At 64.3% G+C, this 24,995-nt stretch carries 25 protein-coding genes and 1 riboswitch; of the genes, 9 read left to right on the forward strand and 16 right to left on the reverse strand.

Translation table 11 applies throughout. From position 1 onward, the window contains the following. The first annotated feature begins 75 nt into the window (after positions 1–75). Positions 76–621 carry a hypothetical protein gene (locus CXY75_RS05505; RefSeq protein WP_104081825.1) on the forward strand — a complete coding sequence of 182 codons (546 nt, stop codon included), beginning with the start codon at positions 76–78 and terminating at the stop codon, positions 619–621. Beyond that, entirely contained in the window at positions 599–1,336 is a 738-nt protein-coding gene (locus tag CXY75_RS05510; RefSeq protein ID WP_104081826.1) for an enoyl-CoA hydratase/isomerase family protein, read from the forward strand. Before CXY75_RS05505 ends, CXY75_RS05510 begins: the two co-directional genes overlap by 23 nt. A 548-nt stretch (positions 1,337–1,884) precedes the next feature. On the opposite strand, the gene CXY75_RS05515 is transcribed toward CXY75_RS05510, so the two are convergent. After that, positions 1,885–2,727, reverse strand: coding sequence for an HNH endonuclease signature motif containing protein (locus CXY75_RS05515; RefSeq protein WP_104081827.1), 843 nt, complete (start codon positions 2,725–2,727; stop codon positions 1,885–1,887). After that, positions 2,678–3,043 (reverse strand): hypothetical protein, encoded by a 366-nt coding sequence (locus CXY75_RS05520; protein ID WP_104081828.1) that lies wholly within the window; start codon positions 3,041–3,043, stop codon positions 2,678–2,680. The genes CXY75_RS05515 and CXY75_RS05520 overlap by 50 nt, the downstream gene beginning before the upstream one ends. Before the next feature lie 397 nt (positions 3,044–3,440). Here CXY75_RS05520 and CXY75_RS05525 point away from each other — a divergent pair, with 397 nt between their 5' ends. Beyond that, on the forward strand, positions 3,441–4,193 hold the full coding sequence (locus CXY75_RS05525) for a hypothetical protein (RefSeq protein WP_104081829.1): 753 nt from the start codon (positions 3,441–3,443) through the stop codon (positions 4,191–4,193). Positions 4,194–4,205: 12 nt separating this feature from the next. Here the strand turns inward: CXY75_RS05525 and CXY75_RS05530 are convergent, their stop codons facing one another. Further along, a complete protein-coding gene (locus CXY75_RS05530; RefSeq protein WP_104081830.1) occupies positions 4,206–5,597 on the reverse strand; it encodes a DUF2079 domain-containing protein in 1,392 nt (463 codons plus the stop codon). Between the two features lie 303 nt (positions 5,598–5,900). Here CXY75_RS05530 and CXY75_RS05535 point away from each other — a divergent pair, with 303 nt between their 5' ends. After that, on the forward strand, positions 5,901–6,191 hold the full coding sequence (locus tag CXY75_RS05535; RefSeq protein ID WP_104081831.1) for a DUF2316 family protein: 291 nt from the start codon (positions 5,901–5,903) through the stop codon (positions 6,189–6,191). A gap of 6 nt (positions 6,192–6,197) precedes the next feature. Here CXY75_RS05535 and moeB read toward each other — a convergent pair whose 3' ends face one another. Genes moeB through thiO form a run of 4 tightly spaced genes read right to left on the reverse strand, consistent with a single transcriptional unit; the run spans position 6,198 to position 9,673 of the window. Next, positions 6,198–7,370: a molybdopterin-synthase adenylyltransferase MoeB gene (gene moeB / locus CXY75_RS05540; protein ID WP_233201748.1), complete on the reverse strand. Its 1,173-nt coding sequence runs from the start codon at positions 7,368–7,370 to the stop codon at positions 6,198–6,200. Continuing rightward, positions 7,367–8,161, reverse strand: coding sequence for a thiazole synthase (locus CXY75_RS05545; RefSeq protein ID WP_304481708.1), 795 nt, complete (start codon positions 8,159–8,161; stop codon positions 7,367–7,369). The genes moeB and CXY75_RS05545 overlap by 4 nt, the downstream gene beginning before the upstream one ends. Then, complete coding sequence (gene thiS / locus CXY75_RS05550; protein ID WP_104081833.1) at positions 8,154–8,423, reverse strand: sulfur carrier protein ThiS; 270 nt, start codon at positions 8,421–8,423, stop codon at positions 8,154–8,156. Before thiS ends, CXY75_RS05545 begins: the two co-directional genes overlap by 8 nt. Continuing rightward, on the reverse strand, positions 8,420–9,673 hold the full coding sequence (gene thiO / locus CXY75_RS05555) for a glycine oxidase ThiO (protein ID WP_104081834.1): 1,254 nt from the start codon (positions 9,671–9,673) through the stop codon (positions 8,420–8,422). Before thiO ends, thiS begins: the two co-directional genes overlap by 4 nt. 55 nt (positions 9,674–9,728) lie before the next feature. Between thiO and thiE the strand changes: the two genes are divergently transcribed. Beyond that, a complete protein-coding gene (gene thiE / locus CXY75_RS05560; RefSeq protein ID WP_104081835.1) occupies positions 9,729–10,364 on the forward strand; it encodes a thiamine phosphate synthase in 636 nt (211 codons plus the stop codon). A 43-nt stretch (positions 10,365–10,407) separates the two neighbouring features. On the opposite strand, the gene CXY75_RS05565 is transcribed toward thiE, so the two are convergent. The 6 genes from CXY75_RS05565 to CXY75_RS05590 form a co-directional block, all read right to left on the reverse strand. Continuing rightward, the gene (locus CXY75_RS05565) at positions 10,408–11,940 is read right to left on the reverse strand and encodes a bifunctional hydroxymethylpyrimidine kinase/phosphomethylpyrimidine kinase (protein ID WP_158251133.1); all 1,533 of its coding nucleotides are present in this window, start codon (positions 11,938–11,940) and stop codon (positions 10,408–10,410) included. Next, positions 11,923–12,022, reverse strand: a riboswitch (TPP riboswitch). Its footprint overlaps the gene before it by 18 nt. A 52-nt stretch (positions 12,023–12,074) precedes the next feature. Next, positions 12,075–13,604 (reverse strand): dihydrolipoamide acetyltransferase family protein, encoded by a 1,530-nt coding sequence (locus CXY75_RS05570; RefSeq protein WP_104081836.1) that lies wholly within the window; start codon positions 13,602–13,604, stop codon positions 12,075–12,077. Then, on the reverse strand, positions 13,604–14,623 hold the full coding sequence (locus tag CXY75_RS05575; RefSeq protein ID WP_104081837.1) for an alpha-ketoacid dehydrogenase subunit beta: 1,020 nt from the start codon (positions 14,621–14,623) through the stop codon (positions 13,604–13,606). The genes CXY75_RS05570 and CXY75_RS05575 overlap by 1 nt, the downstream gene beginning before the upstream one ends. Next, positions 14,620–15,762, reverse strand: a complete 1,143-nt coding sequence (pdhA, locus tag CXY75_RS05580; protein WP_104081838.1) for a pyruvate dehydrogenase (acetyl-transferring) E1 component subunit alpha — start codon at positions 15,760–15,762, stop codon at positions 14,620–14,622. The genes CXY75_RS05575 and pdhA overlap by 4 nt, the downstream gene beginning before the upstream one ends. 109 nt (positions 15,763–15,871) lie before the next feature. After that, positions 15,872–16,360 (reverse strand): Lrp/AsnC family transcriptional regulator, encoded by a 489-nt coding sequence (locus CXY75_RS05585; RefSeq protein ID WP_104081839.1) that lies wholly within the window; start codon positions 16,358–16,360, stop codon positions 15,872–15,874. A gap of 7 nt (positions 16,361–16,367) precedes the next feature. Further along, on the reverse strand, positions 16,368–17,195 hold the full coding sequence (locus CXY75_RS05590) for an oxygenase MpaB family protein (protein WP_233201749.1): 828 nt from the start codon (positions 17,193–17,195) through the stop codon (positions 16,368–16,370). Positions 17,196–17,391: 196 nt separating this feature from the next. Between CXY75_RS05590 and CXY75_RS05595 the strand changes: the two genes are divergently transcribed. After that, positions 17,392–17,946, forward strand: coding sequence for a YceI family protein (locus tag CXY75_RS05595; RefSeq protein WP_104081841.1), 555 nt, complete (start codon positions 17,392–17,394; stop codon positions 17,944–17,946). Positions 17,947–18,303: 357 nt separating this feature from the next. Next, complete coding sequence (locus tag CXY75_RS05600; protein WP_104081842.1) at positions 18,304–19,341, forward strand: nitronate monooxygenase; 1,038 nt, start codon at positions 18,304–18,306, stop codon at positions 19,339–19,341. Here the strand turns inward: CXY75_RS05600 and CXY75_RS05605 are convergent. Beyond that, complete coding sequence (locus CXY75_RS05605; RefSeq protein ID WP_369826679.1) at positions 19,338–20,279, reverse strand: FUSC family protein; 942 nt, start codon at positions 20,277–20,279, stop codon at positions 19,338–19,340. The two genes, CXY75_RS05600 and CXY75_RS05605, sit on opposite strands and share 4 nt — an antisense overlap. A 282-nt stretch (positions 20,280–20,561) precedes the next feature. After that, positions 20,562–21,533, reverse strand: a complete 972-nt coding sequence (locus CXY75_RS05610) for a LysR family transcriptional regulator (RefSeq protein ID WP_255411761.1) — start codon at positions 21,531–21,533, stop codon at positions 20,562–20,564. 151 nt (positions 21,534–21,684) lie between these two features. Here CXY75_RS05610 and CXY75_RS05615 point away from each other — a divergent pair, with 151 nt between their 5' ends. After that, on the forward strand, positions 21,685–23,133 hold the full coding sequence (locus CXY75_RS05615; protein WP_104081844.1) for an amino acid ABC transporter substrate-binding protein/permease: 1,449 nt from the start codon (positions 21,685–21,687) through the stop codon (positions 23,131–23,133). Then, positions 23,130–23,858 carry an amino acid ABC transporter ATP-binding protein gene (locus tag CXY75_RS05620; protein WP_104081845.1) on the forward strand — a complete coding sequence of 243 codons (729 nt, stop codon included), beginning with the start codon at positions 23,130–23,132 and terminating at the stop codon, positions 23,856–23,858. The genes CXY75_RS05615 and CXY75_RS05620 overlap by 4 nt, the downstream gene beginning before the upstream one ends. Before the next feature lie 64 nt (positions 23,859–23,922). On the opposite strand, the gene CXY75_RS05625 is transcribed toward CXY75_RS05620, so the two are convergent. Further along, positions 23,923–24,966, reverse strand: a complete 1,044-nt coding sequence (locus tag CXY75_RS05625; protein WP_104081846.1) for an aromatic acid exporter family protein — start codon at positions 24,964–24,966, stop codon at positions 23,923–23,925. Positions 24,967–24,995 lie beyond the last annotated feature (29 nt).

The raw sequence follows: 24,995 nt of genomic DNA on the forward strand, positions 1-24,995 counted from the left end.
TCCACCGATGCAGCTGGTCTGGCAAGATGGGGCTCTGCTGACTCCAATCGCAGCACACTCGATGAGGGACCACGCATGGGATCGTTTCTGGCGCCGATAACGGCCGCCGCGCTCGAGCGGCTATTGACGCTACACACGGATGCCGGCGGCTCGCCCTTGGACCGGCTGCGCGCCATCCGCTCGCTACAGACCGCCCTCGATCACGATCCGGCCACGCTGGAAGCCGTTCGCGGCGCTCTCGCCGCCGAAACGTCGTGGGAACAGATTGCCGATGCGACCGGGCTGAAAGCGCCGGCAGCAAAATGGCGGTGGGGCGGCACCGACGACGAGATCAGCGCCCGACTCGAAGCTGGCCGTAAACGATCGGCACGGCCGAGCAGTGTGCCCACCGACCTCCCCGGTTTGTCCGTCGCCGAGGCGGCAACCGAGCGCGGCGTGAGCGCCCAGGCCATCTACCTGCAGGTGCGGCGCGGCACCCTGGTCAGTCGCACGGTGACCTTGCCCGACGGACGAAGCTATAAGCGTGTCTTTCCGGCCGGAACGACCGACGCTGATTCCACCCCGACCTCACCCCCGACCTCAACGGAGACGTCCCACAATGCCAACGACCCTCACGATTGAACGCCGCGCCGACCGAGTGCACGTCCAGCTCGACCGGCCCGACGTGCGCAACGCCATCGACCAGACCATGATCGATGAGCTGCACGCGATTTGCGCCGAGCTTGAGCTGCAGCCGCGCATCCTGATTATCAGCGGAGCCAACGGTGTCTTCGCCTCGGGCGCCGACATCGCCCAGCTGCGCGAACGCCGCCGCGATGATGCACTGCTCGGCATCAATTCTGCACTGTTCTCGCGTATCGCGAAGTTGCCGATGCCCGTGATCGCCGCGATCGACGGCTGGGCGCTCGGCGGTGGAGCCGAATTGGCCTATGCGGCGGACTTCCGCATCGCCTCCACGAGTGCCCGGCTCGGCAATCCAGAGACGGCACTGGGCATTCTGCCCGCCGCCGGCGCGCTGTGGCGGCTCGCCGAGCTCGTCGGCGAGCCGGTGGCCAAGGAGATCATCTTGGCCGGACGCATCCTCAGCGCCACCGAATGCCTCGCCGTGCACCTGGTCACCGAGGTGCATGACCCCGACGACCTGCTCGCCGCCGCGCACGCCTTGGCCGACCGCATCGCCGCGCAGGACCCGCTGGCGACCCGTCTGGCCAAGGAGGTTTTTCATGCTCCCCGCGCTGCGCATCCGCTCGTCGATAACGTGGCCCAGTCGATCCTGTTCGAGTCTGAGGCTAAGTTCACCAGAATGGATGCCTTTCTCGCCCGTCGCAAGCGCTAGCGCTTGATAAGTTTCAACGTTCGTCCCGGGTTTACGTTCACTCTGTGGCGTTGAAAAGAAAGCTCGTCCAGCCCCGTTGACGCGCTCTGCCGTCAGGCAACGAGCCCGGTCTCGGGTCGTCCCCGCGCTGTTGGTCGAGCTTGCCCCGACCGCCATCCCGTGACGCGTCGTGGTCTGCCGTGCCAGCCCGCGGGGTGCCGGGTGGCGAACGTCTAGTTTCGGTAGTCGTCGTTACGGTGACCGGGTTGCGGGTCGTCCCCCTGCCGTTGGTCGAGCTCGTCGAGACCGCCATCCCGTGATGCGCCTGGGTCTGCCGTGCCAGCCCCGGGGGTAGTTGACGTCGGCTGGTTGAGTGCGAGTGGTGCCTGCATGAGCGGGTTCTTGCTGGGCAGGGCGATGAGAGTTTGTGCGGAGTCGATCTCGATCGGCGGTTGTAGCCGTTACTCTCCGTCTTGGAGAAGGATTTTCCAGTGTCGGTTGTGGAGCAGCATGTGGTGGTGGCTACAGAGTAGTATGGCGTGGTCGATGTTGGAAAGTCCCTGGTCAGACTAGCTGTCGATGTGGTGTGATTCTGTCCACGCTGGTGGTTGTTCACAGCCCGGCCAGCAGCATCCGCCGTCGCGGGCGGCGAGGGCGCGGCGTTGTTCGCGGTTGAAGAGTCGTTGGTCTCGTCCGACGTTGAGGGGTTGCCCGGTATGGGAGAAGAGGATGCCGAGGTAGCCGGTGTCGCAGAGGTGCCGGTCGATTGATTGCGCTGATATTGGTGCGGGGTTGCCTTCGATGTAGCCGAAAACGGGGTGGGTGATTGAGGGTTCTTGGCTGGGTGTAGTCGGAGTGCTCAGCCGAGGTTCTCTCATCCGGCTTGCTTCGCCGCCCGTTGCGCCGCCCGTTGCGCTGCCCGCCCGTGTGTCAGTCGGCGTCTCATCGGTGTTCTGGGCGACGGTGCGCGGGTCGTCCTTGACGCTTTGCGCCCACTTCGTGCGTTCTGGGTCAACGAATCGCACGCCGCCGCGTCTCGGACTGGTGAGTGCGTCGTAGGTTGCGATCCACATTTCGCCTTGTTCGGGTGCCATCACGGCGTGCATGATCGGTGCCTGCCACGGCACCACGACTGCCAGCGGCGCCACCGGGGCGCTCGGCAGCACCGGGGCGACGGGCACGGCGGGGCCCGGTATGGCGGCTGGCAGTGGCAGATTGGGGTGCAATCGGGTCCACGCTGCCGCTCGCTCCGCCTCACGGGCGGCCCAGCGGGCAGCTTCTCGCTCCGCATCTCGCGCGGCTTCCGCTATCGCCTCGGCTGCGGCGTCGACGGCGGTCTGCGTGGCCCGCTCCGCTTCGCGGTCAGCTTCGGCGACGCGACGCGACGCGACGCTCCGCGGATTCAGTTTCATTCATCAGCACCCCGACAGCGAGCAGCCGCCCGGCCTCAACCCGGCTGAGACCGGTGGCCTGCTGCACCATCAAAGTCGGGTTGCCAAACCCGTGCCGCGCCGCCAGGCCCGATTGGCCGAGCTTCGGTCGAGACCGCTTTGCAATCGTGCCCGCCAGCAGCGCCGCCACGGTGTTGCTCAGGCGCAGCAGATCTGCGATCGGACCACGAGCGGCGAGAACCTGCGCATCACTCAGGCTGTTGAACTCGGCATTGGATCCACCGAGCGCGGCAACAGCGGCCGCCGCCCGGGTGAGTTCCAACGCCAGGTTGTCCATATTTCAACCCAACACCCGACCACCGACATTCCCGAGGAAAAATCACGCATACAAGCACTAAATCACCGAAAACCAGCAAAGAATACTCAAAGAAATGTTTTGAGGGCAGTTGAACCGCGGGTGTTGACCGCGCTGGACACTCCCGCACCGGCGTTTAGCACCACAAGCGCGATCGCCCAAGTCGCTAACGGTACTGACTCACTGACACCGTCGGCACTGGCCTGCCTATGGCGAATTCAGGCACTCCGGGCGAAAGCGGGCGGGGCGCCGCACTGGTCCGGCCACACCTATCTGAAATCGACTCGTCTTGCTGAATTCGCCACGGGGCCGGTGAGTGATTGAATGGGAGGAGTGCGCTGGCGGGCTTCGTGCCTACCGCCTGTGATCGGGGGAACGGATGACATTGGTGAACAGTTCGGCGCCAACACGCCCACGTGACGTCGCTGCTGCGGCGACGCTCTGGCTCCCACTGCTGGCGGTTGTCGTCACCTGGCTGCTATGGATCGATCGCCTTCCCGATGTGCTGCCGCGGCAATGGGGCCGCGACGGCGCCGTGAGCTCGACGATACCGACCGAAGCTATGGCCGCGATCGCGGTCGTGGTGAGTGTCGGTGCTGCAATTCTCGCCACCTCCTGGTTGCGCGAACGCGGTGCGCCCAATCGGCGACCCGTATATCTCGGACTCGGCTTTGCTGCCGGGCTGTCGTCGTGCCTGTGGCTGAGCACGGCCGGTATCACGATTGCCGCCGGCGATGCGGAACCCGAGATGGGTGCCTGGGTGCTTTTCACCGTCGCTGCCTGCGGCTATGGAGTGCTTCCGTTTCTTCTGGCGCACAAGTGGCTCGACCCGGCTTCACCGGAACCCGTCGAAGTGCGGGCCGGCACGACCGACGCCGATCTGCCCGTCACCTGGACCAAGCTGGTGACGAGCCCGGTTGTGGCCGTTGTCGGCGGGGCCGTCCTGCTGGGCGGGGTCGTCGGCGTAATCGCCGCGCTGCGCGATGACGGTCTGAACTCCCCGGCCGCCGCCACCGTTATGACGGCGGTGGTCGTCGGTGTGATCCTGCTGGTGACAGTGGGCTTTGTGCAGGTTCGGGTGAGCGTCGACCGACGCGGGCTGCGGGATGAGGGGTACGGGATGCGGGTGTAAGCGGCGGGCCGGTTAGCCGGTTGGGTCAGCGCGGGCGACCTCGTAGCCGCCAGCCGAGTAGATCGTTGTGAACCTGGCTCCGGGATGCAGAGCCTCGGCCACGACCTGCGCCGAACTCCATTCGCTGGGCAGGCCGCCGGCTAGAAGATCGATCACGAGATAGTCCGGCAGGGGATTCTGGTTGCCGAGCCAGTAGACATCCGTTCGCTCGACCAGATAGTTCATGAGCCCAATATCGGATTCGACCACGGCACCGTCTGGCACTCCAGAGAGGGCGGCAGTCGCGGCCGCGGTGCGATCCGTCGAAAAATTGGCCGAGACATCCGTCAATTTAAACAGTGGCAGCGTCGTGGCGAGCACGAGACCGGCGACAATCGAAACGGATGCCGCCTGCCGCCCATAGGCGCGCAGCCAGCCCCGACGGCTGGCACGCACGAGCACGATACCGTCAAGCGCCGCCGCGAACACGATCGGCATGAGCACGGCGCTGTACTGCCAGGTGGGGCCCCAATAGCCTGAATTGTCGGATAGAAACCGCCAGGCGAGCGTCGGCAGCAGCACGAGGGCGAGCGGCGACCGCACCGCAATCAGTCCACCGGCCACGAGCAGCAGCGCCACGGTTACCCCCTTCTGCGGCTGCAACAACGCCGCTGGGTCGCCCAGAATCCCCATCAGGTCGATGCTGCTTGAATACGCCCACGCCCCGTTCGGGTTGAGCAGCGGCAAAATCACAAGGCTCGCGAGGGCAAACCAGCCAAGGCCCCAGACGGCGAGCCAAATTCCCCGCGGATGCCGGCTGCGCGCTGCCAGCACGATACCCAGGGCGGCCACGGTGAGGCCGAGGTCCTCCTTCACGAACACCAGCGGCATCGCCCAGAGGAGGCAGGCCATCCACTTGCGCAGCAAAAAAGCGGTCAATGACAGCGCGAGTAGCGGCACGGCGAACGCGATCTCGTGAAACTGCGCTTCCATCGCGCTCTGCAGCCCCCAGCTGAACGCGAAAGCGAGCCCGAACAGCGTGCCGGTCACCGGATCGAGCAGCCGAATCGCGCCGTAGGTCAACGCTGCCGCGGCCAGGCCGAACAGTGCATTTTGTACCACCAGCAGCGTGAACGCGTGCGGAAAGGCCGCAAAAATTGGTCCGAGCATCATTAAAAGCGGATGAAAGTGGTCACCGAGCAGATTGAATCCCTCGCCCTTGATCGTGACGATCGGCGTTTCGAGCAAGGCATATTGTCTGGCCAGCTGGGTGAAGATGCCCAGGTCCCAGGAGGGAGCGGCGACGCTGCGCCATTGCAGCGCCGAGAATAGGGTGTATAACGCGGTGGTGAAAAGTCCAACGCCGACCGGCAGTGCGACTGGCCGAAAAACTGGACGCACAGCCCCCGCGCTAAATCCCCTCATCCGATTACGCTAACGCATCAGTCAGTGCCCGATTCGACCGGCACGTCTGGTCGGGAGAAGACGCGCGCCAGGTGGCAGCGCCACCTGGCGTTGCCCAGTGCGATACAGATCCCGGGCCCGGCCCTGTCTAATCACTGCCCCGGGCGCAAAATGCGTTCCAATGCTTCTCGGCGATTATCGACCTGCGACGGGGTGAACGATCAATCAGATGCCGGCGCACGGCCGCAGCGTGAATTGGCCGAACCACGGGACAGGCGCATGCTGTTGATATGACACCACGTCGCTCCGATACGGATTCATCTCATGTCGCTTAACCGTCGCCAGGTCGCCGCGACCCGCAATGAGCTGGGCACCAACCTCGCGCTCTCCGGTCAATCCATGGCCGATATCGCCACGACACTCGGGCGGAGTGAGTCAGAGGTGCGGGCGGCGCTTGACGTCGACGGGCAGCCGCGCGATGACGACCACCTCTCCGCTGGCCGGAAAGCCGACCGCGCGTATCGAGTGCGGTACGGGCCCGGTCACCCGGAATGCGACCATGCCCCGTTCGGCGCGCACGCACAACGCATTGACGTGTTAGCGCTGGCCAGATAATTTCGTTCAGGTCGGCAGCAGCGGCGCGATCTCCCTCACCCACGCGTCGATACCGCCATCGACCTGCCACACCCGGTCGTAGCCACGGCGATGCAGCTCGGCCAAAACGGCAGCCGAGCGGGCACCCGCCTTGCAGTGCAGCACAATATCGCGCTCCCGCGAGAGAGACGACAATGCTTCTCCCGAGAGGATGCCGCCCTGCGGAATGAGCAGCGCCCCGGCAATATGCACGATGTCGTATTCCCCGGGTTCCCGCACGTCGATGAGGTCGAAGTCACGCTCGCCGCGGTTCCGGCTCTCGAGCATGGCGGCGAGTTCGTGCACGGAGATCGCTTCGTCATCCGGATTCGATGTGGATGATGTGTCGCAGAAGACGTCGTAATCGATCAACTCGGTCACCGGTGTGTTCGCGGGGTCGCGCGCGATAGCGAGCTCGCGCCACGACGCGTCAAAGGCGTTAAAGAGCACGACCCGGCCCAGAAGCGTGCGGCCGACTCCGGTGATCAATTTGACGGCTTCGGCGACCATCGTCCCGCCGATCGTTCCGCAGAGCATCCCGAACACTCCGCCCTCTGCGCAGTTGGGCACGGACCCCGCCGGTGGAGCCTCCGGATACAGGTCGCGGTAGGTGGGCCCGTGCTCATTCCAGAACACGCTGACCTGCCCGTCAAAGCGCAGGATGGATCCCCAGACGCAGGGCTTGCCGAGCATCGCGGCGGCATCACTGACCAGATAGCGAGTGGCGAAATTGTCGGCACCGTCAACGATCAGGTCGTAGTGGGCGAATAACTCCAGCGCGTTCGCCGAGTCCAGCCACACATCGTGTCGGTGAACCGACACGAGTGGGTTGAGCTCGGCTACCGCTGCGGCTGCGGACTCAAGTTTCAAGCGACCCAGGTCTTTGACGCCGTGGATAATCTGCCGCTGCAGGTTGCTGAGGTCTACGGTGTCAGTGTCGATAATTCCCAGGGTGCCCACCCCAGCTGCCGCCAGGTAGAGCAGTACCGGCGAACCGAGACCGCCGGCGCCAATCACCAGCACCCGCGCATTCTTCAGTCGCCGTTGGCCGAGAACACCCATTTCGGGAATAAGGATATGGCGTGAGTACCGCTCGAGTTCGGCGGCAGTGAGCTCATCGCCGGGTTCGACGAGCGGTGCCAACAGCATCAGGTCATTCATAGGTCGGCGCGATCGTTCATCGTCGATGATGCCAAGGCGAGTTCACGCCGCGGAATCCGGCCAGCCTGGGCGGCCAGTCGACCCGCAATCACCGCATGCTTGAAGGCTTGGGCCATGAGGGCCGGGTTCTGCGCGCGCGTCACCGCTGTGGCCAGGAGTACGGCATCGCAGCCCAGCTCCATCGCGAGCGCAGCGTCGGAGGCGGTACCGATGCCAGCATCCAGCACCACGGGAATGCCGGCACGAGAAACGATCAACTCGATATTGTGCGGATTGAGGATGCCCAGCCCGGTGCCGATCGGAGCTCCGAGTGGCATCACAGCGACGGCACCGAGATGCTCCAGGCGAAGGGCCAGCACCGGATCGTCATTCGTGTAGGCGAAAACCTTGAAGCCGCGCCCGACGAGCTGTTCGGTAGCCTCCACGAGTTCGACCGCATCGGGCAAAAGCGTTTGTTCATCGGCGATCACCTCCAGCTTGATCCAGTCGGTCTCGAGGGCCTCCCGAGCCAGCTCTGCGGTCAGGACCGCCTCGCGCGCGGTAAAGCATCCGGCGGTATTGGGTAATACCCGAATGGAGCGATCGACGAGAAGATCGAACAGCGATCCGGTCGTCACCACGCTGTGACGCCGCATGGCGACGGTGGTGAGCTCGGTACCGGAGGCGTGAAGGGCCGCGCCAAGGCCATCGAGGCTGGGCGCGCCACCGGTGCCCATGATCAAGCGCGAATTCAGCGGCACGCCGTCAATCACCAGAGCGTCACTGTTGGCGGAGTACACGACGTCAGCCACCCTGAACTGCGGTGACAATTTCAATGTCATCGTCGGCCAACAAAACGGTGGACGACCATTGGCTGCGCGGCACGACCACGGCGTTACGCGCGACGGCAACTCCGAGCCGTTGTTCGTCGGTCGCCCGGCCATCCGCGCCGATCTGCCGACCAGTGATCTCGGCGACCAGTTCGGTCACGGTGCTGCCGCGCCGTACACGTCGTTCTTTGCCGTTGATGGTGATCGCGGTGGCGCTTATATCGGTGAGTGTGGATTCGGTCATGAGCTGACAACTCCTTGGAGGGAAACGGATGCTGACGGGCGGGTTGCAGAGAAACGGTCGGGCCGAAAGCGCTCCCAGCGCTGATCGGCACTGCCTTCGATCAGCTGAAGACAGTAGTGGGCAGCCACCGGGGTGAGCAGTACGCCGTGGCGGAAAAATCCGGTGGCGACAATAAGTCCGGGAACGTCGTCGCCCTCCGGTGCCCCACCAATTCGCGATACCCGGCCGAGCAGCGGCGCGTTATCGGGCGTTCCTGGACGAGCACGAGCGGTCACCTCGATCAGCTCGAGCTCACTCACTGCCGGCACCAGCACCTGGGCGTCACGCAAAAGTTGATAGACGCCACCAGCCGACACCGCAGTGGAGCCGTCTTCGCGTTGGGTGGCTCCGATCACCACCGTTCCGTCCGATCGTGGAACCAGATAGACCGGCACACCGTGCACCAGTCCGCGGATCGTGCAGGTGAGCAACGGCCGCAGGTGCTCCGGCACCCGAAGCCGCAGAATATCCCCGTAAACCGGGCGAAGCGGCAGGGTCAGGTGCTCGGGCAACCCGCTGAGCCCGGCCGCCGCGAGGCCAGTGGCCACAACGACTTCGGCGGCACTGACCGTGCCGCCATCAGCCAGGGCGACACCGGTGACGCGAGATGAGGCATCCGCGCAATCGTCGTGCACTAACCCGGTGGCCTTCACCCGGATCAGGGCGTCGTGGCCCCACCCGCCGTTTTCCGCCAGCGCGGCAAGCATGAGTTGGATGCGCGCGCTGAGCCGGCGTGGGTCGACCTGATGATCCTGCTCCACCATGAAAGCCCCAGAAACGTGCGGGCTCAGCAGCGGTTCGTAGACACGCGCCTCGCGAATGGTCAGCGGGTCAACGATCAGCCCGCTGGCCAGCTGTACTCCGCGCAGGTCGGCCAACGCGTGCCGGTCGGCCGAATCCGCGCCAACACTCATGGTGTGAGTTCTCTGATACCCGGTTAGGTAATGATCGGGTCCGAGGGAATCGATGAACGCCGGATACAGCCCCGAGGAGGCGAGCATGAGCTCGAGCAACGCCTCTTCCTGGTAGTGCAGTTCGCTTACCGCCGCGAGCATTCCGGCCGCAGCATACGTTGCACCGCTGGCGGGCTCCGGGTCGATGACGACCACCGTGCGGCCCGAATGCGCAACGGCCCAGGCAATGCCGAGTCCGATGATGCCCCCGCCGATCACGGCGACGTCGACCGTGCGGTTTACACCTCGTTCACTCATGGTGCTCACCGTTTTGTGGCGTGGACGCTTCACATTGGCCCCTAGTGTTGGTCGCATGGACCAGATAAACGCCCGGCTGTATCTCTGCACCGATGCCCGGAAGGATCGTGGCGATTTCGCTGAATTCGTGGCAGCGGCGTTCGCTGGCGGGGTCGACATCATTCAGCTTCGCGACAAGAACATCGACGCCGCTGAGGAACTCGACTATCTCGAAATTCTGCGCTCGGTTGCGAACCAGCACGCACGACTCTGGGCCGTCAACGACCGGGCGGATATTGCCAGCCTGGCGAATGCTCCGGTATTTCATGTGGGCCAGAGCGATCTGCCGGTGACCTCCGCTCGCACCCTGCTCGGCCCGGCCGCCCTGATCGGCCTGTCCACACACACCACCAACCAAGTGGATGCCGCCCTGACCGCGAACGATCTCAACTATTTTTGCGTCGGCCCGGTGTGGGCCACACCGACAAAACCCGGTCGGGCGGCAGTTGGAACTGATCTGCTGCGCTATGCGGCCGCCCGCAGCGCCGCCATCGACAGCGAGCTGCCGTGGTTTGCCATCGGCGGCATCGACCTGGGCACTATCGACCAGGTCGTCGACGCTGGCGCGACGCGAGTGGTTGTGGTGCGTGCGATCACCGACGCCACCGACCCGACGGATGCCGCGCAGCGGCTTCTGGCCCGCCTGCCGTAGCTTCGCTAGTGCCGCACACCGTACGGAGTTGGGCGTGGTCATCTCAGGCCAGCACAAACTGCCGAGGGGCGTCGAAGAAGTCAAGCTCGAACCGGGACGAGATGGCAAACGCCTGGCGCATCGCCGAACGTTGCGCATCAGAGGCCGTTGACGCGCAGTCGTCAATGAGCGCGATGACTTCCCTCGTGGCCGCGGCGAATTCGTCATCGGCATAGGTCTGCAGCCAGGCGGAATATGGATGCACCGCTGTCTCGGTGCGGGCCAGAAAATTGGTGTGCAGCCGCTCACCGACATCCGCATAGAGCCAATAACAGGGCAGCAGCGCCGCGAGAAGCACCGGATAGTTTGCGTCCTCAGCGAGTCCGAGCAAGTGATCGAGGTAGCCAGTCGTTACCGGGCTGGCCTCGGAAGACACCTCCCGTTGCTCCAGCCAGTTTCTGTGTAACTCCAACTCAACGTCGCGGCAGCGTCGTGCCGAATCGGCTAGAAACCGTTGTGCGTACGTCGTCGGCGCGATCTCACTAGCGCGGGCAAGAACGCGCGCGTAGGTGGCCAGATAGAGCGCGTCCTGCGCGAGGTAATACGAAAAATCTCGTTCATCCAGGGAGCCGGTACCGAGATCCGTGATGAACGGCAGATTGAAGATCTGTGTGCGTATCAGCTCGACGTCGCGCCAGAGTGTCGCACTGAATTTCGCCGAAGCAGCGGGTGCGGCCGACGCGCCTGCGAACAGCCGATGAAAGTGATGGATCGGGCCATGGCCTTGACCCACTTCGAGGTCGTCGGCATGGGTCAGGGCATCCTGCAGCCAGTCCTTGACCTCGGCCAGAGACGCCGCCCAGTCCCCGGTTCGTGCCTGGACCGTGGCCATTGCCGAGGAGAGCGAGCATCCGGTGCCGTGGGTGTTTTTGGTGGCAATGCGCGGCGAAGCACACTCGACAACGCTCTGTGCCAGCAGCCCGTGGGTATTGACCAGGGCATCAGGGCAGTTCGTTTCGTCGAAGTGACCTCCCTTGACCAACACGGTGACGCCGGTGCGGGCTGACAGTCGTTTGCCCTGTTCGACGGCCTCAGCCCAATTTGCTGCTGTGGGTTCTGCGAGCAGAACGGCCAGCTCGGGAACGTTGGGTGTGACGAGATCGGCGAGGGGGATCAGATCTCGCAGCGCCTGCTCAGCTTGAGGGTCGAGCAGCCGGTGACCACTCGTTGCCACCATCACCGGGTCGAGCACGACGAGCGGAGGACGGTGAGCGTCGAGCCAGGAACGCACCTCGTGAATCACGTCGATATCAGCGAGCATGCCGATCTTCACGGCATCGATGGTCACGTCATCGCTCACGGCGTCCAATTGCTGGCGCAGAAAAGCGACCGGCGGGGTGTGCACCGAGCGCACCCCTTGTGTGTTCTGCGCGACCAGAGCTGTGACCACCGCCATGCCGTACCCGCCGTTGGCTGCGATGCTTTTCAAATCGGCGTGGATGCCGGCACCGCCGGTCGGGTCGGTGCCGGCGATACTGAGAATCCGAGGCGTGGACCTCAGCGTAGTATTCGAGTTCTGAGCAGTCATCAGTGACATCCCTCCGCTAGTGCTAACTAGACAGGTTCAACGGGTATTAATCTCAGCTCGCGCATTGTGCGGAGCACCCCGTGTCACTGAGCAGCCTATACGCCAACAGACATCACTGAGTTACCACTGCCAGATCTGCTCTCTTAGAGATCGGCGACGAGGCTCACTGGGTTTTCGATGCACCGGGCAATGTAGGTGAGAAACCCCGCTGCTGTTCCACCGTCGCAGACCCGATGGTCGAACACCATCGAGAGCTCAACGACGGTGCGCACCGCGAGTGCATGATTGACCACCCACGGCCGTTCGATCATGCGTCCGATGCCGAGAATGGCCGCCTCCGGGTGATTGATGATCGCAGCGGAGCCGTCAACGCCGAGGGAGCCGAAGTTGTTGAGGGTGAAGGTTCCACCGGTCAGCGCGCTCGGAGCAAAGGTGCCCTCCGGCGATTGCGCCACCAGAGCGGCGATGGAATCGCGCAACTGCCGGGTGCTCATGGCGTGGGCGCCGTGGATCACGGGAACCATGAGCCCGCGTGAGGTCTGCGCAGCGATGCCGAGGTTCACGGCTCCGTGCTGCAGAATTTCCTGGCTTGCGGTATCGACCGAGGAATTCAGTACCGGATACTGCCGCAACCCGGCCACGACGAACCGAGCAATGAGCGCCGTCACGCTGAACCGCTCGCCGGTCGCCGCTCGCAGCTGATCGCGGGCCGCGAACAGGGCGGTCGCATCCACGTCGAGCCAGATCGTTGCCTCGGGAATCTCCCGCCGCGACGTGGCCAGTCGCTGCGCCACAACTTTGCGCAGCCCGGAGATCGGAATGCGAATGTCCGCGCTCTCGTCGGCCGGCGATACGCCGACCGCTGCTGCACCGACCCCTGCTGCACCGATCGCTGCTGCACCGACGACTGCTGGGGTGGCTGCCGGCGTCACGACGGCAGTGTCGGGTGCTCCGGGCGCGGTCAGCGCGCGCAGATACTCTTCAACATCGCTGCGCAGAACAAGACTGTCCCGACCCGATCCCTGCAGCGTGCTCGCATCGAATCCGTTCTCACGGGCCAGCCGGCGAACGATTGGCGACACCACGGGGGAGCGATGGGTCGGGTCGGCGGTGTTGGTCGAAACCGCGACCGTCGAAACGGATGCCACCGGTTCGGCCGGTCGCGTAGCGGCCACCGTCGGTGTCGCTGCGGGCCGAGCCGGGGCATCCGCTGTTATGACGCGGGGCATGCTCGCGGCGCCCGTGCCACCGAACCGCCCGGCGGCCACCTTCCGCGCCGGCCGGGTGCTCTCGGTGGTGCCATAGCCCACGAGGACCGCGCCGGAACCTTCGGCGGTGGCGCTGGCGGCGATGCTGGCGGTGTCCGGCGCTGAAACAGCCGCATCAGCCGAGCCAGCCGAACCCGTAGGAGCGGCGCTCGCCGCAACATCCGCTGTACTGTCAACGACGGTCAGCAACACCTGGCCGGCGTGAATGACCTGGCCCGGCTCGCCAAACAGGCTGGCCACAACGCCGCCATATGGCGACGGCAGCTCCACGATCGACTTGGCCGATTCAACTTCGACCACGGCCTGATCGATAACTATCGTGTCGCCGGGAGCGACCAGCCAGGCCACAATCTCGGCCTCGGTGAGTCCCTCGCCGAGGTCTGGCAGCAGAAATTCGCGGCTCATCAGCTCCACTCCCAGGTCGACAGCGCGGCAAGAATACGGTCGGGGGTGGGCAAGAAATACTCCTCGAGCTTGGGGGACGGGTAGGGAATGTCGAAGCCGGTGATGCGCAGAATGGGCGCGGCCAGGTAGAAGAAATTGCGCTCGGTCAGGCGCGCGGCCACCTCGGCGCCGTAGCCGCCGAACTGCGCGGCCTCATGCACGATGGCGGCCCGGCCGGTCTTTCGAACCGATGCCCCCACCGTCTCGTCATCAAATGGCGACAGTGTGCGCAGGTCGATGACCTCGATCGAGAGCCCCTCCGCCGTGGCCTGCTCGGCCGTGGCGAGAGCGGTTTTTACGGTCGGCCCATAGGCGATGAGCGTGACGTCGGTGCCCTCCCGCAGCACGACGGCCCGGTTCAGCGGCTCGGTCTGCACCGGCAGGGCGAGGGACGCCTTGCTCCAGTAACGACTCTTCGGCTCCATGAAAATAACCGGGTCGTCGCTTCGAATGGCGTCGCGGAGCATGGAGTAGGCGTCGGCCGGATTCGACGGGCTCACCACGGTCAGCCCCGGTGTCGCCGTCCAGTACGCCTCTGACGAGTCGGAGTGGTGCTCGACGCCGCCGATATCGCCGGCATAGGGTATGCGAATCACGATTGGCAGCGAGATCTTGCCGCGTGTGCGGTTGCGCATCTTGGCAACGTGCGACACGATCTGCTGAAATGCCGGGTAGCTGAACGCGTCAAACTGCATCTCAACGACCGGGCGCAGGCCGTACATAGCCATGCCGATCGCGGTTCCCACGATGCCGGCCTCGGCCAGCGGTGAGTCGCTCACCCGGGTCTCGCCAAATTCGGCATAAAGCCCGTCGGTCACCCGAAAGACGCCGCCGAGCGGGCCGACGTCTTCGCCGAACAAGACGACGGTCGGGTCGTCGACCATCGCGTCGCGAATGGCCGCATTGAGCGCGGCGGCCATGGTGAGGTTTTCCGGCGCGCGCACCGCAGTACCGCTCTCGAGGGTTTGCTGGGGGCTCATCGGTTGCTCTCTTTGCTCATCGAACCGGATGCCGCGGCATCGCCCTCGAGTTCGGTCGCCAGAAAGGCGCGCTGCTCGGCCAGGGCGGTACGCGGGGTGGCGTACACGTGCTCGAACAGCTCAAGCGGATCGACCACCGCCTGCTCGGTCATACATTCGCGGGTCGTTGCCGCGAGCGCCTCGGCAGCCGCAGCGATGTCGGCGCGTTCCGCGTCCGACAAGGCACCCTGCGACACCAGATACTTCTCCAGCCGTTCGATCGGATCGCGACCACGCCAGACATCGACGTCGGCGGTCTTACGGTAGCGGGTAGGGTCATCCGAGTTGGTGTGCGCCTCCATGCGGTAGGTGAGCCCCTCGATCAGGGTCGGGCCGCCACCGCTGCGAGCGCGGTCCACGGCCGCAGACACCACGGCGTACATGGCCGCAACGTCGTTGCCGTCAACGTAGTAGCCGGGCATGCCGTAGCCGATCGCTTTATCGGCGATGGTGCGGCAGGCCATCTGCTTGTCGAGCGGCACGCTGATGGCAAACTGATTGTTCTGCACGACGAAGACCACGGGAGCCTGCCAGACCGCGGCGAAGTTGAAGGCCTCGTGGGCGTCGCCCTCGCTCGTGGCGCCATCACCCAGCAGCGTCAGGGCAACGGTGTCGTCGCGCTTGAGCTTGGCAGCGGTAGCGAGGCCGACGGCGTGCAGCGCCTGGGTGGCGAGCGGAGTGGCCTGCGGCGCGATCCGATGCTGCTGATAGTCATAGCCGCTATGCCAGTCGCCGCGGAAGGAGGCGAGAATGTCCGTCGGTTCGACGCCGCGGGTGAGCAACGCGATGCTGTCGCGGTAGGTCGGAAACAGCCAGTCCTGGGGGGAGAGTGCGGCGACGGCGGCGATCTCGCAGGCCTCCTGGCCGAGCGCCGAGGGGTAGGTGGCCAGGCGCCCCTGCCGGGTGAGGGCGGTGACCTGAACGTCGAATCGACGGGCGACGACCATCTGGCGGTAGAGGCCGAGCAGCGTCTGGACGGGTGGAAGGGCGAACCCGCCGTTCTCACTGTCGGCAACCGCGTGACCGGTGTCGTCGATCAAACGAAGGGGTGGGGGTACCAGCACGGCTGAACGCGGCGTGCTCTCGACATTGAGGTTCATGAGCCAATGGTGCGCTCTTTTCGCGGCCGCGCGCTGGCTTTTTCGCAGTTGTGAACGATTGGCCGACAACACCGCGGATGGCGACCACTTGGTTGTTTCTGGTCGGGTTTTAGTGCCAGGCGTCCGGGGTCGCTCCGGGCGCATGCCCGATGATCTCGTCGAGAATAAGGTGGGAGCGAGTCGAGATCACCCCGGGCATGGTGTGGATATCGCGCAGAATTGCCATACTGAGCTGCTCATGGTCTGGAGCGCTCACGGTGAGAATAATGTCGATGTCCCCGCTCACCGCCTGCGCCTTCTCCACGAAAGGGAGCTGGGCCAGTTGAGCCGCGATCTCGCCCCAGGCCACGTCGCCGATTTTCACGATGACCAGCGCCGAGACGTTGAGTCCGAGGGCCTTTCGCGCGGTCTGCACGCCGAAGCCGGTGATCACGCCGTGGCTGACGAGCTTCTGCACCCGGGTGTGTGCGGCGGTACGGGAAATATGCACGATCACGGCCAGCTGACGCATCGAGAGTCGCCCGTCACGGCTGAGCTCGGCGATGATCTGGCGATCAACGCCGTCGAGTCCGGGGTGGGGGGGTTGGGGCTGCGTCATCGGACTCTCACACTACCGGCGGTGTGGCCGACGTGCGCCGGTTCGAGGCCTGCCGCGCTGACGTGCGGAGCAGGCGCAGGTAGTGATTCTTAGGCCAATGGCGCAGCACCTTCGGCAGGCGGGGATACACGAAACGGATGCCGCCGATCACGCGATCAAAGCGTCGCTGGCGCCGCGGCGACCACGGGAGCTCGAAGAGCTCTCGTACTTCGGGGGGAAGTAGCCCGGCCGTCATGAGTCGGGCCAGTGGCAGGGCTGCGCGATACCAGGGCGGAGCCGCGCGCGAGTGCAACAGTTCGTGCGCGACGGCGCGGGTGGCGGCATCCGTTGTGAGAAGTGGCAGCTGCTCGTTCCAGTAGCGGCGGAAGGCGGCGCGATCGGCCGGCCACAGTTGCGGCGGCACCTGCAGGGAGGTGCCGAGTCGGGAATATTCGCGGTACACCGCATCGGCCGTCGCGTCGTCGAGGGCGCCATAGAGCAGGCCGTGCAGGTGGGTGGCCGATTCGTAGAGGGTCGCGGCGACCCACAGTTGCAGTTCGGGGGTGAACGCGTTGTATATGGGCCCGGTTCCGGAGGAATGCACGGGAATATGCGCGTGGTTGACCCGCGCCGTCACCATGGCGACCAGGTCGGCCGTACCAAACACGATGGCGTAGACGTAGCTGAGAGTGCCATTCAGGCGATCGAGCGGCCGATTGGCGAAGTGACTGTGGTTGGCGACGCCATGGCCTATGGCCGGATTGGCGAGCTGGAGCAGGATGGCACGGCCCCCGGCGGCGATCAGGATTCCCTCGCCGGCGACCCCTCGCATGCTCTGCGACCGTCGTGCACTCACAGATGCCTCCCAATAAATGCACAGAACCCCGTGACAGGGTGAGCCTATTCGGTCGCCCTGAGTTAAGGCCACCGTGCGGGCGCCCAAAAAAATAGGACATGAATATTTGTCTTTTGGGGAATACCGCCCACTTCTATGCGCTTGCATGTATCCGAGGGCGACAACTTCTGGGCCCACACACTTGAGGAGAATTTTTATGACCGCCGTAACAACCATCCCGGGACACAAGGCCGGAACCTGGACCATCGACAAGGCGCACAGCTCGGTCAGCTTCAGTATTCGCCACATCGTGATCAGCAAGGTCAAGGGCACCTTTGACGATTTCGACGCCACCTTCGTGACGGGCGAGAACCCCCTCGACACCGTTGTGACCGCGTCGGCCAAGATCGTTTCGATCAACACCAACGAGCCCAACCGTGACGGACACCTCCGCACCGGCGACTTCTTCGACGCTGAGACGTACCCCACCATCGACTTCGTGTCGACCGGTGTGCGCGAGGTCACGGGCGACTACCTCGTTGACGGAAACATCACCATCAAGGGTGTCACCAAGCCCGTCACCTTCGACTTCGACTTTGGCGGCTTCGGCGGCGACCCCTACGGCAACTACAAGTTCGGCGCGACAGCCCAGACCGTAATCAACCGCGAAGACTTCGGCCTCACCTACAACGCTGCCCTCGAAACCGGCGGCATGCTGCTCGGCGACAAGGTCACCATCACGCTCGAACTTCAGGCCTCGCTCAACGCGTAACCCGTAGTTTGTTTGGCCAGGGCTCCACTTCGGTGGGGCCCTGCTTCGTTTAATCGGAAATGGTGAGCATCCAATCGGTCAAGCATCGGCGCAGCTCGGCGCCATCGAGCTGTCGGGCGGCTCGGTGCGGCACGAGGGGAGTGGTCATCTTCTCCGCTTGTCGCTCGTTCCCTATCGATACTGCACAGCAACTCTTGCGCGAGCGGATACCACCACTCGTCCCAGGTCCACCGCGAACTGTGCCAAGGTGCAAGGGGGCCCGTGCGCGACGTGCCGACCACCGACAGTAATTGGAAACTTGTTCCATTTGATAGATCGACGATCTAACTAAACCAACCTGATCGACCGAGGAGCCCGATGTTTTCACTGTCTGACCTGGATATTCCTATCATTGCGGCACCAATGGCTGGCGGGTCCTCAACGCCGAACCTCGCGGTCGCCGTTAGTAACGCGGGTGGCCTCGGCTTTCTGGCTGGCGGCTATAAGACCCCGCAGGCACTGGCCGACCAGATCATCGATGTGCAGCAGCGCACCACGAGGCCATTCGGCGTCAACCTGTTCATTCCGCAGCCGGCACTGAACGACCGCGCCGCCGTCTTGGCCTACCGCGACGTGCTCGCAAGCGAAAACCCCGCCGCCACATTCGGGGAAATTGACCAGACCGACGATGACTGGTTCGCCGACAAGGTGGCCATCGTTATCGCGCAGAAGGTTCCGGTTGTTTCCTTCACTTTCGGCCTGCCCCCACGAGACGCAGTAGAGCGGATGCACGCGGCCGGCTCCTACTCGATCGCGACCGTCACCTCGGTGCCCGAAGCCCTGCAGGCGGTCGACCGTGGCGTTGACGCCGTCTGCGTGCAGGGGCCGGAGGCCGGCGGGCACCGGGCGACCTTCACCACGCGGGGCGAACCGGGCGCCGTGGCTTTGGGGGAGTTGTTGATCGCAATTCGCGAGGTGGTGACGCTGCCGCTGATTGCGGCGGGCGGCATCCACTCGGGCGGGCAGATTGCCTCGCTTCTCGCTGCCGGAGCCGCGGCCGTGCACCTGGGCACGGCCTTTCTCCGCACCGACGAGTCGGGCGCGAACCCGGCTCACCAAAACGCCCTGGTCGATGCGCGATTTACCGATACCGTCGTTACCCGAGTCTTCTCTGGTCGTCCGGCGCGCGCGCTGAGTAATACCTTCATCACCGCGCACGATGCGAGCGTGCCCCACGAATATCCGCAGGTGCATCACCTCACCAAGACCCTGCGAGCGGATGCCGCCCGCCGCGGTGACCCTGACGGGCTCGCCCTCTGGGCCGGCACTGGTTTTCGTGCCGCAGCCGCTGGCCCGGCCCAGTCCGTTCTTGAGTCGCTCTGGGCCGACGCTACGGCCGCGGTCGTTGACCGTTAGGCGGGCCCACGCAATGACTCGTGGCGACGATCGCGGATGAGCAGAACGACGATGATTCCAACCACGGCACCGAGAAGGGTTTCCCATCCACGGTCAGTGAGCAGGGCTATCGGGTCGATCGGGCTGGCAAGTTGGGTCATGAGCAGTATGACGGGCGTGAAGAAGGTGAGGGCGAGACCGTAGTGGCGCACCATGAAGAGTTCAGTGGGAAACTGCAAGACCATGACGAGGATGACCAGCACGGTCGTACTCGGATGAAGGAGAAGAATACCCGCCGTGAGGCCGAGGCCGGCAAAGGTGCCGAATATGCGATGGACGCCACGCTGCACCCGGCTGGGAAGGTCGCCACCGGCGAGGGGAACAGCCGCAGCGGCCATGGCCCAATAGGCGTGGCCGATCCCCAATACAAGGCCAAGAACGCCAGCGGCTGCGACTGCGACGACATAACGGGTGGCGTGCGCGCCCGCCTTCGTGAGCCATGGTCCGGAGAGGGATTCGCGAGAGCGTCTCGCCGTTGAGTCCCAGGCGCGGCCTCGAAACCAGCCGGCAAACCCGACGAGGAGGGAAAAGAGTGCGGATGTCGCGCAGATCAACGCCGCAGCCCAGAGCGGAATGACCGTGGGGATCGACGCGCAGGCTCCCAGCGCAAAAATACCAAAGAAGGGCCCGGCAGGTCTGAGCTGTATTTTGTCGGCCACGAGTGAACCCGCTCCGGCCAGAAGGGCCTCGATGGCGACCAGCGCCCAGACCTCGATCTGGGTGATGGACAGCGCCACCCCGATGGTCACCCCGGTCAGCAGCACCGCCGCAGCCTGGGCCTGGTGCACCAGCCGCAACTGGTGGGGTTCACCACGGCCATACATGCCCGTGAAAGCGCCGAAGACGGCATAAATGCTCAGCTCCGGGTGGCCGGAGATCAGTAGAGCCAGAACTGGCACAGTGACCCCGAGGCCCACGCGCAGGGCCGGCCAATGATCATTGACCGCCGGTCCAACCCTAACGAGCGCGCGAATGTAGGACAGCGTCGGGCGCACGGGGTGTCACGGCCTTTCACTCAGAACAAGGGCGGCGCGGCGTCGAAGACGGAACCCGATTACCTGGTCATCATCGGGTCCATCACGTGGCTGGTTCCGCGCTCGACTGCAGCGCTTATCCCAGTCTGTACCCCGGTGCCCGGCCCGTCCAAGACCAGAATTCGACCAGCCGATAACCGCACATTATCAATCGGTCGCCGGTGTCGCGGGTGATACCGCCGGAAGCCCCCGATCGAACAGCTCACCCAGCGAAAGCCGCGCCGCAACGGCCGCGAACGCCCGTGCGGTGACCGAACCAGGCGACGCCGCGCTGATCGCCGCAGCGACGCGCGCGGTCGCGACCGGATCGACGAGTGGCACAATGCGGGTGCGCGATGACGGCGTAATAGTTTGCACCCACGAATGTGGCACGATGCTGGCCCAGTGGCCCGTCTTCATGTGCGCATGGAGAGACGCGATCGAATCCGTTTCGACCTGCGGTTCCATCCGAATCTGGTTGTGCGCAAAAGCATTGTCGATCACTTGTCTGCTGCGCATCTGCGGCGTCAAGACAGCGAGGGGGAGCGCAGATGCCTCGAGCCAGGTCATCGTCGCCGGAATGTCGGGAACAAGTTCGTCGGAGGCGATGAGAACGTAACGTTCCTCATACAAGGGCACAAAAAGAAGTCGTGGATCTTCACCGTCATCGAGGTAGGTGACGCCTGCATCCAATTCAAAATCGCGCAGTCGGCGCGCGATGTCGACCGCGGACAGGCCCGACGTGATCTGTACCTTGGCTAACGGATGCGCAGCACAGAACGCAGCAACCGCCAGCGCGACGGTTGTGGAGGCACTTGGCACAACGCCCAACCGCAACACGCCGGTCACCCCGGATTGGACGGCCTGAACCTCCGCCTTGAACGCGTCATGCTCCGCCAAAATTCGTTTGGCCCAAATCACCAACCGTTCGCCCTCCGGCGTCAGCCCTTCAAAGGCATGGTCACGGTTGATCAGAGAAACATTGAGTTCCTGTTCCAGCCTGTTGATTGCCGCGGAGAGGGCAGGCTGGGAAACATGGCACGCGGCAGCCGCCCGAGCGAAATGCCGTTCCCGGGCGACAGCGACAAAATATTCGAGCTGGCGAAAACGCACGGGCCGTCCTTCCTTCGTGATAATCATTGCGGCGTGCCCCCACGGTAGGCTCTTTCTACAGGGTATGCAGCATCCGCTCCCCGGTAGATCAGCGTCGATCGGCGCGAAACACTCCACTGGCCGCTAGGTGCGATCAGCTCGCACAACAAGAAATGGTTCTCCTTTGCGCACAATAACTATGTTCCGGGCGGGAAAGCTCGCGGTCGCCGTCACGGCGCTGCTAGCCCTCGCCGGAGGCTTCGTCGGCGTCAGCGCCGCCGTCGCCAGCCAGCCACAGGCCGCAGTCACCGGCGAAACCTACGTCATCGGCACCGACACGACCTTCGCGCCCTTTGAGTATCGCGAAGACGGCGAACTGACCGGCATCGACATGGATCTGATTCGCGACATCGCCGCGAACCAGGGCTTCACGGTCGAGATCAAGTCACTCGGCTTCGACGCTGCGCTGCAAGCGTTGCAGTCTAACCAGGTCGACGGCGTGATTGCCGGCATGTCGATCACCGACGAGCGCGAGCTCATCTTTGATTTCTCCGACCCCTACTTCGATTCCGGCGTGCAGATGGCCGTCGCCGAGGACAACACCGAGATCACTCAATACTCCGACCTGGCCGGTGAAACCGTCGTCGCCAAGCGGGGGAGCGAGGGCGAGACCTTCGCCAACTCGATCAAGGACGAGTACGGCTTCACCGTCAAAGCCCTGGCCGACTCGGCCACGATGTATGACGACGTCAAGGCCGGCAACTCCGTCGCGGTGTTCGACGACTATCCAGTGCTGGCCTACGGTATCAACCAGAACAACGGGCTCAAGTCCGTCACCGAGAAGGAACAGGGCAGCTCCTACGGCTTCGCCGTCAACAAGGGGCAGAACCCTGAACTGCTCGCCGCCTTCAACACCGGCCTGGCCGAGCTGAAGAGCAACGGCGAGTACCAGACCATTCTTGACACCTACCTGGAGCAGCCAGCGCCCGCCGTGGCATCCGGTTTCTTCGGTCTGCTCAGCGACAGCATGCCGGCGCTGATGAAGGGTCTCGGGCTGACCCTGCTCGCGACCGGCCTGTCGATTCTGATCGCTCTCGTGCTCGGCGTGCTGTTCGGGTTCTTCACTGTCTCCGCGAGCCGCGTGCTGCGCGGCATAGCGAGCGTCTACGTGAGCATTTTCCGCGGCACACCGCTGCTGGTGCAGGCGTTCTTCTTTTACTTTGGTCTGCCACAGCTCACCGGGCAGTCGATCGACGTCCTGACGGCCGGTGTGCTCACGCTGAGCCTGAACGCCGGTGCCTACATGACCGAGATCGTGCGCGGCGGCATCCAGTCGGTCGACCCTGGCCAGACCGAAGCCGGTCGCAGCCTGGGCCTCGGCTACGTCACAACCATGCGCCGGGTCGTGCTGCCGCAGGCCGTGAAGATCATGACGCCCTCGTTCATCAACCAGTTCGTGATGACCCTGAAAGACACCTCGCTGCTCGCCGTGATCGGCTTCGCCGAACTCACCTATCAGGGCCAGCAGATCTACGCGGCGAACTTTCGCACCGGTGAGACGCTGCTGATCGTGGCGGCGCTGTACTTCATCGTCATCAACTTGCTCACCATGCTCTCCAACAAGCTCGACAAGAGGTTCAACAAATGAGCAAGATTAGTGTCCAGGGCCTCCGCAAGTCGTTCGGCTCCAACGCGGTGCTCAAGGGCCTCGACGTCGAGATCGCCGAGGGCGAGGTCGTCTGCGTCATCGGCCCATCTGGTTCGGGCAAGTCCACCTTTCTCCGCTGCCTGAACAAGCTCGACGAGCTCAGCGCCGGCACGGTCATTGTCGACGGCTTCAACCTCAACGACAAGACGGTCGACCTCAACGAGGTACGCCAGCACATTGGCATGGTCTTCCAGCACTTCAACCTGTTTCCGCACATGACGGTGCTGCAAAACATCATGCTGGCACCGACGGAGTTGAAGAAGCAATCGAAAGCGGATGCCCGCGCCACCGCCCTCAAGCTGCTTGAGCGCGTGGGCCTGTCCGACAAAGCGGATGCCCGCCCAGCGCAGCTCTCCGGTGGCCAGAAACAGCGCGTTGCCATCGCCCGCTCCCTCGCGGTGAACCCCGACATCATGCTGTTCGACGAGGCCACGAGCGCCCTCGACCCGGAAATGGTCGGCGAAGTGCTGCAGGTCATTCGGGACCTCGCTGCCGAGGGCATGACCATGGTCGTCGTTACTCACGAAATGGGTTTCGCCCGCGAGGTCGCTGACCGGGTCATTTTCATGGCCGACGGCGTCATCGTCGAGGAGGGCACTCCGGCCGAACTGTTCGGCAACCCGCAGCAGGAACGCACCCAGGACTTCCTCTCCAAGGTGCTCTAAACCGCGTCAGCTGAGAACGGATGCTCCGCGCGAGACCCGCGCGGAGCATCCGTTCTTTTGCCGATCAGGCGCGATCGCCGACGATCTCCTCGCGCACCCGACGCAGGTCTTCCATCAGCGAGCCGATCAGAATCCAGTGGTCGGGGTGCGGCGTCACGATGCGCAGCGGCGCTGTCAGGGCGAGCGCCTCGGGTTCGAGCGGCTCTGCCGCGGCGGTCGGGTCCCCTTCCGCTCGGGCAAGCAGACGGAGGTCGTGTGCCGCCCGCACAAGCTCTCCGGAGAAGGCCTGAACGGTCGGTTCGAACTGTAGTGACGAATCATAGTGATCGTGCAGCGCCCGGGTCATGCCAATGGCTCGGGTAACGAGCGTCGGCAGCCGCCCGATTCTTTCATGGTCGGCATCGAGCCCGCGGCGTAGTTTGGCCTTGCGCGGGTTGAGCATCAGGCTTTCCTCCGCCAGCGCAATCGCCTTTTCAGCCGACACCAGCATGGGGCGTAGCAGCCGGGCCTTGATCATGAGCTCCATCAGGTCGACCGAGCTCTGTGGGGTGCATAGCGCCGCGGCGATGCGGTCAAAGGTGTCGGCCACTTCACGGGTGAGTAACCCGACCGCGTCACGCGCTGGCGCAGTGAGCACAGGCGGAACGATAACGGCATTGACGATGAGCGCGATTACGGCGCCGATCATCGTCTCAAAGATGCGATCGAGTGCGTACCCGGGCGTCGTAGTACCGAGCGCGAGCACGAGCATCGCGCTGATGGGAATCTGACTTGCCGAGGACGGAGACAGTCGGAGCGCCCAGGCGACCAGGATGCTCACCACGATCGTGCCGAGCACGACCCAACTGGACTCGCCCAGAAAGAAACCGATCGTGGAGGCAATGATGACGCCGCCGATGACGCCAGCAGTTCGCTCGATCGCGCGACCCAGGGTCTGGTTCACGCTCGGCTGCACCACAAGCAGGGCGGCGATCGCGGCGAAGATCGGCAGATCGTTCGGCAGCAGCAGCTGAGACACCGTCCAGGCGAGCGCCACGGCGACGGCCACCTTCACTACCTGCAGCACGGGTAAGCGGGTGGAGGTGCGCAGAGCTGCGGTTAGTTTCACTGGTCAAGGCTAACCCGCACCGGGACGTT

The organism is Cryobacterium sp. Y11 (assembly GCF_002929535.1).
GTDB lineage: Bacteria > Actinomycetota > Actinomycetes > Actinomycetales > Microbacteriaceae > Cryobacterium.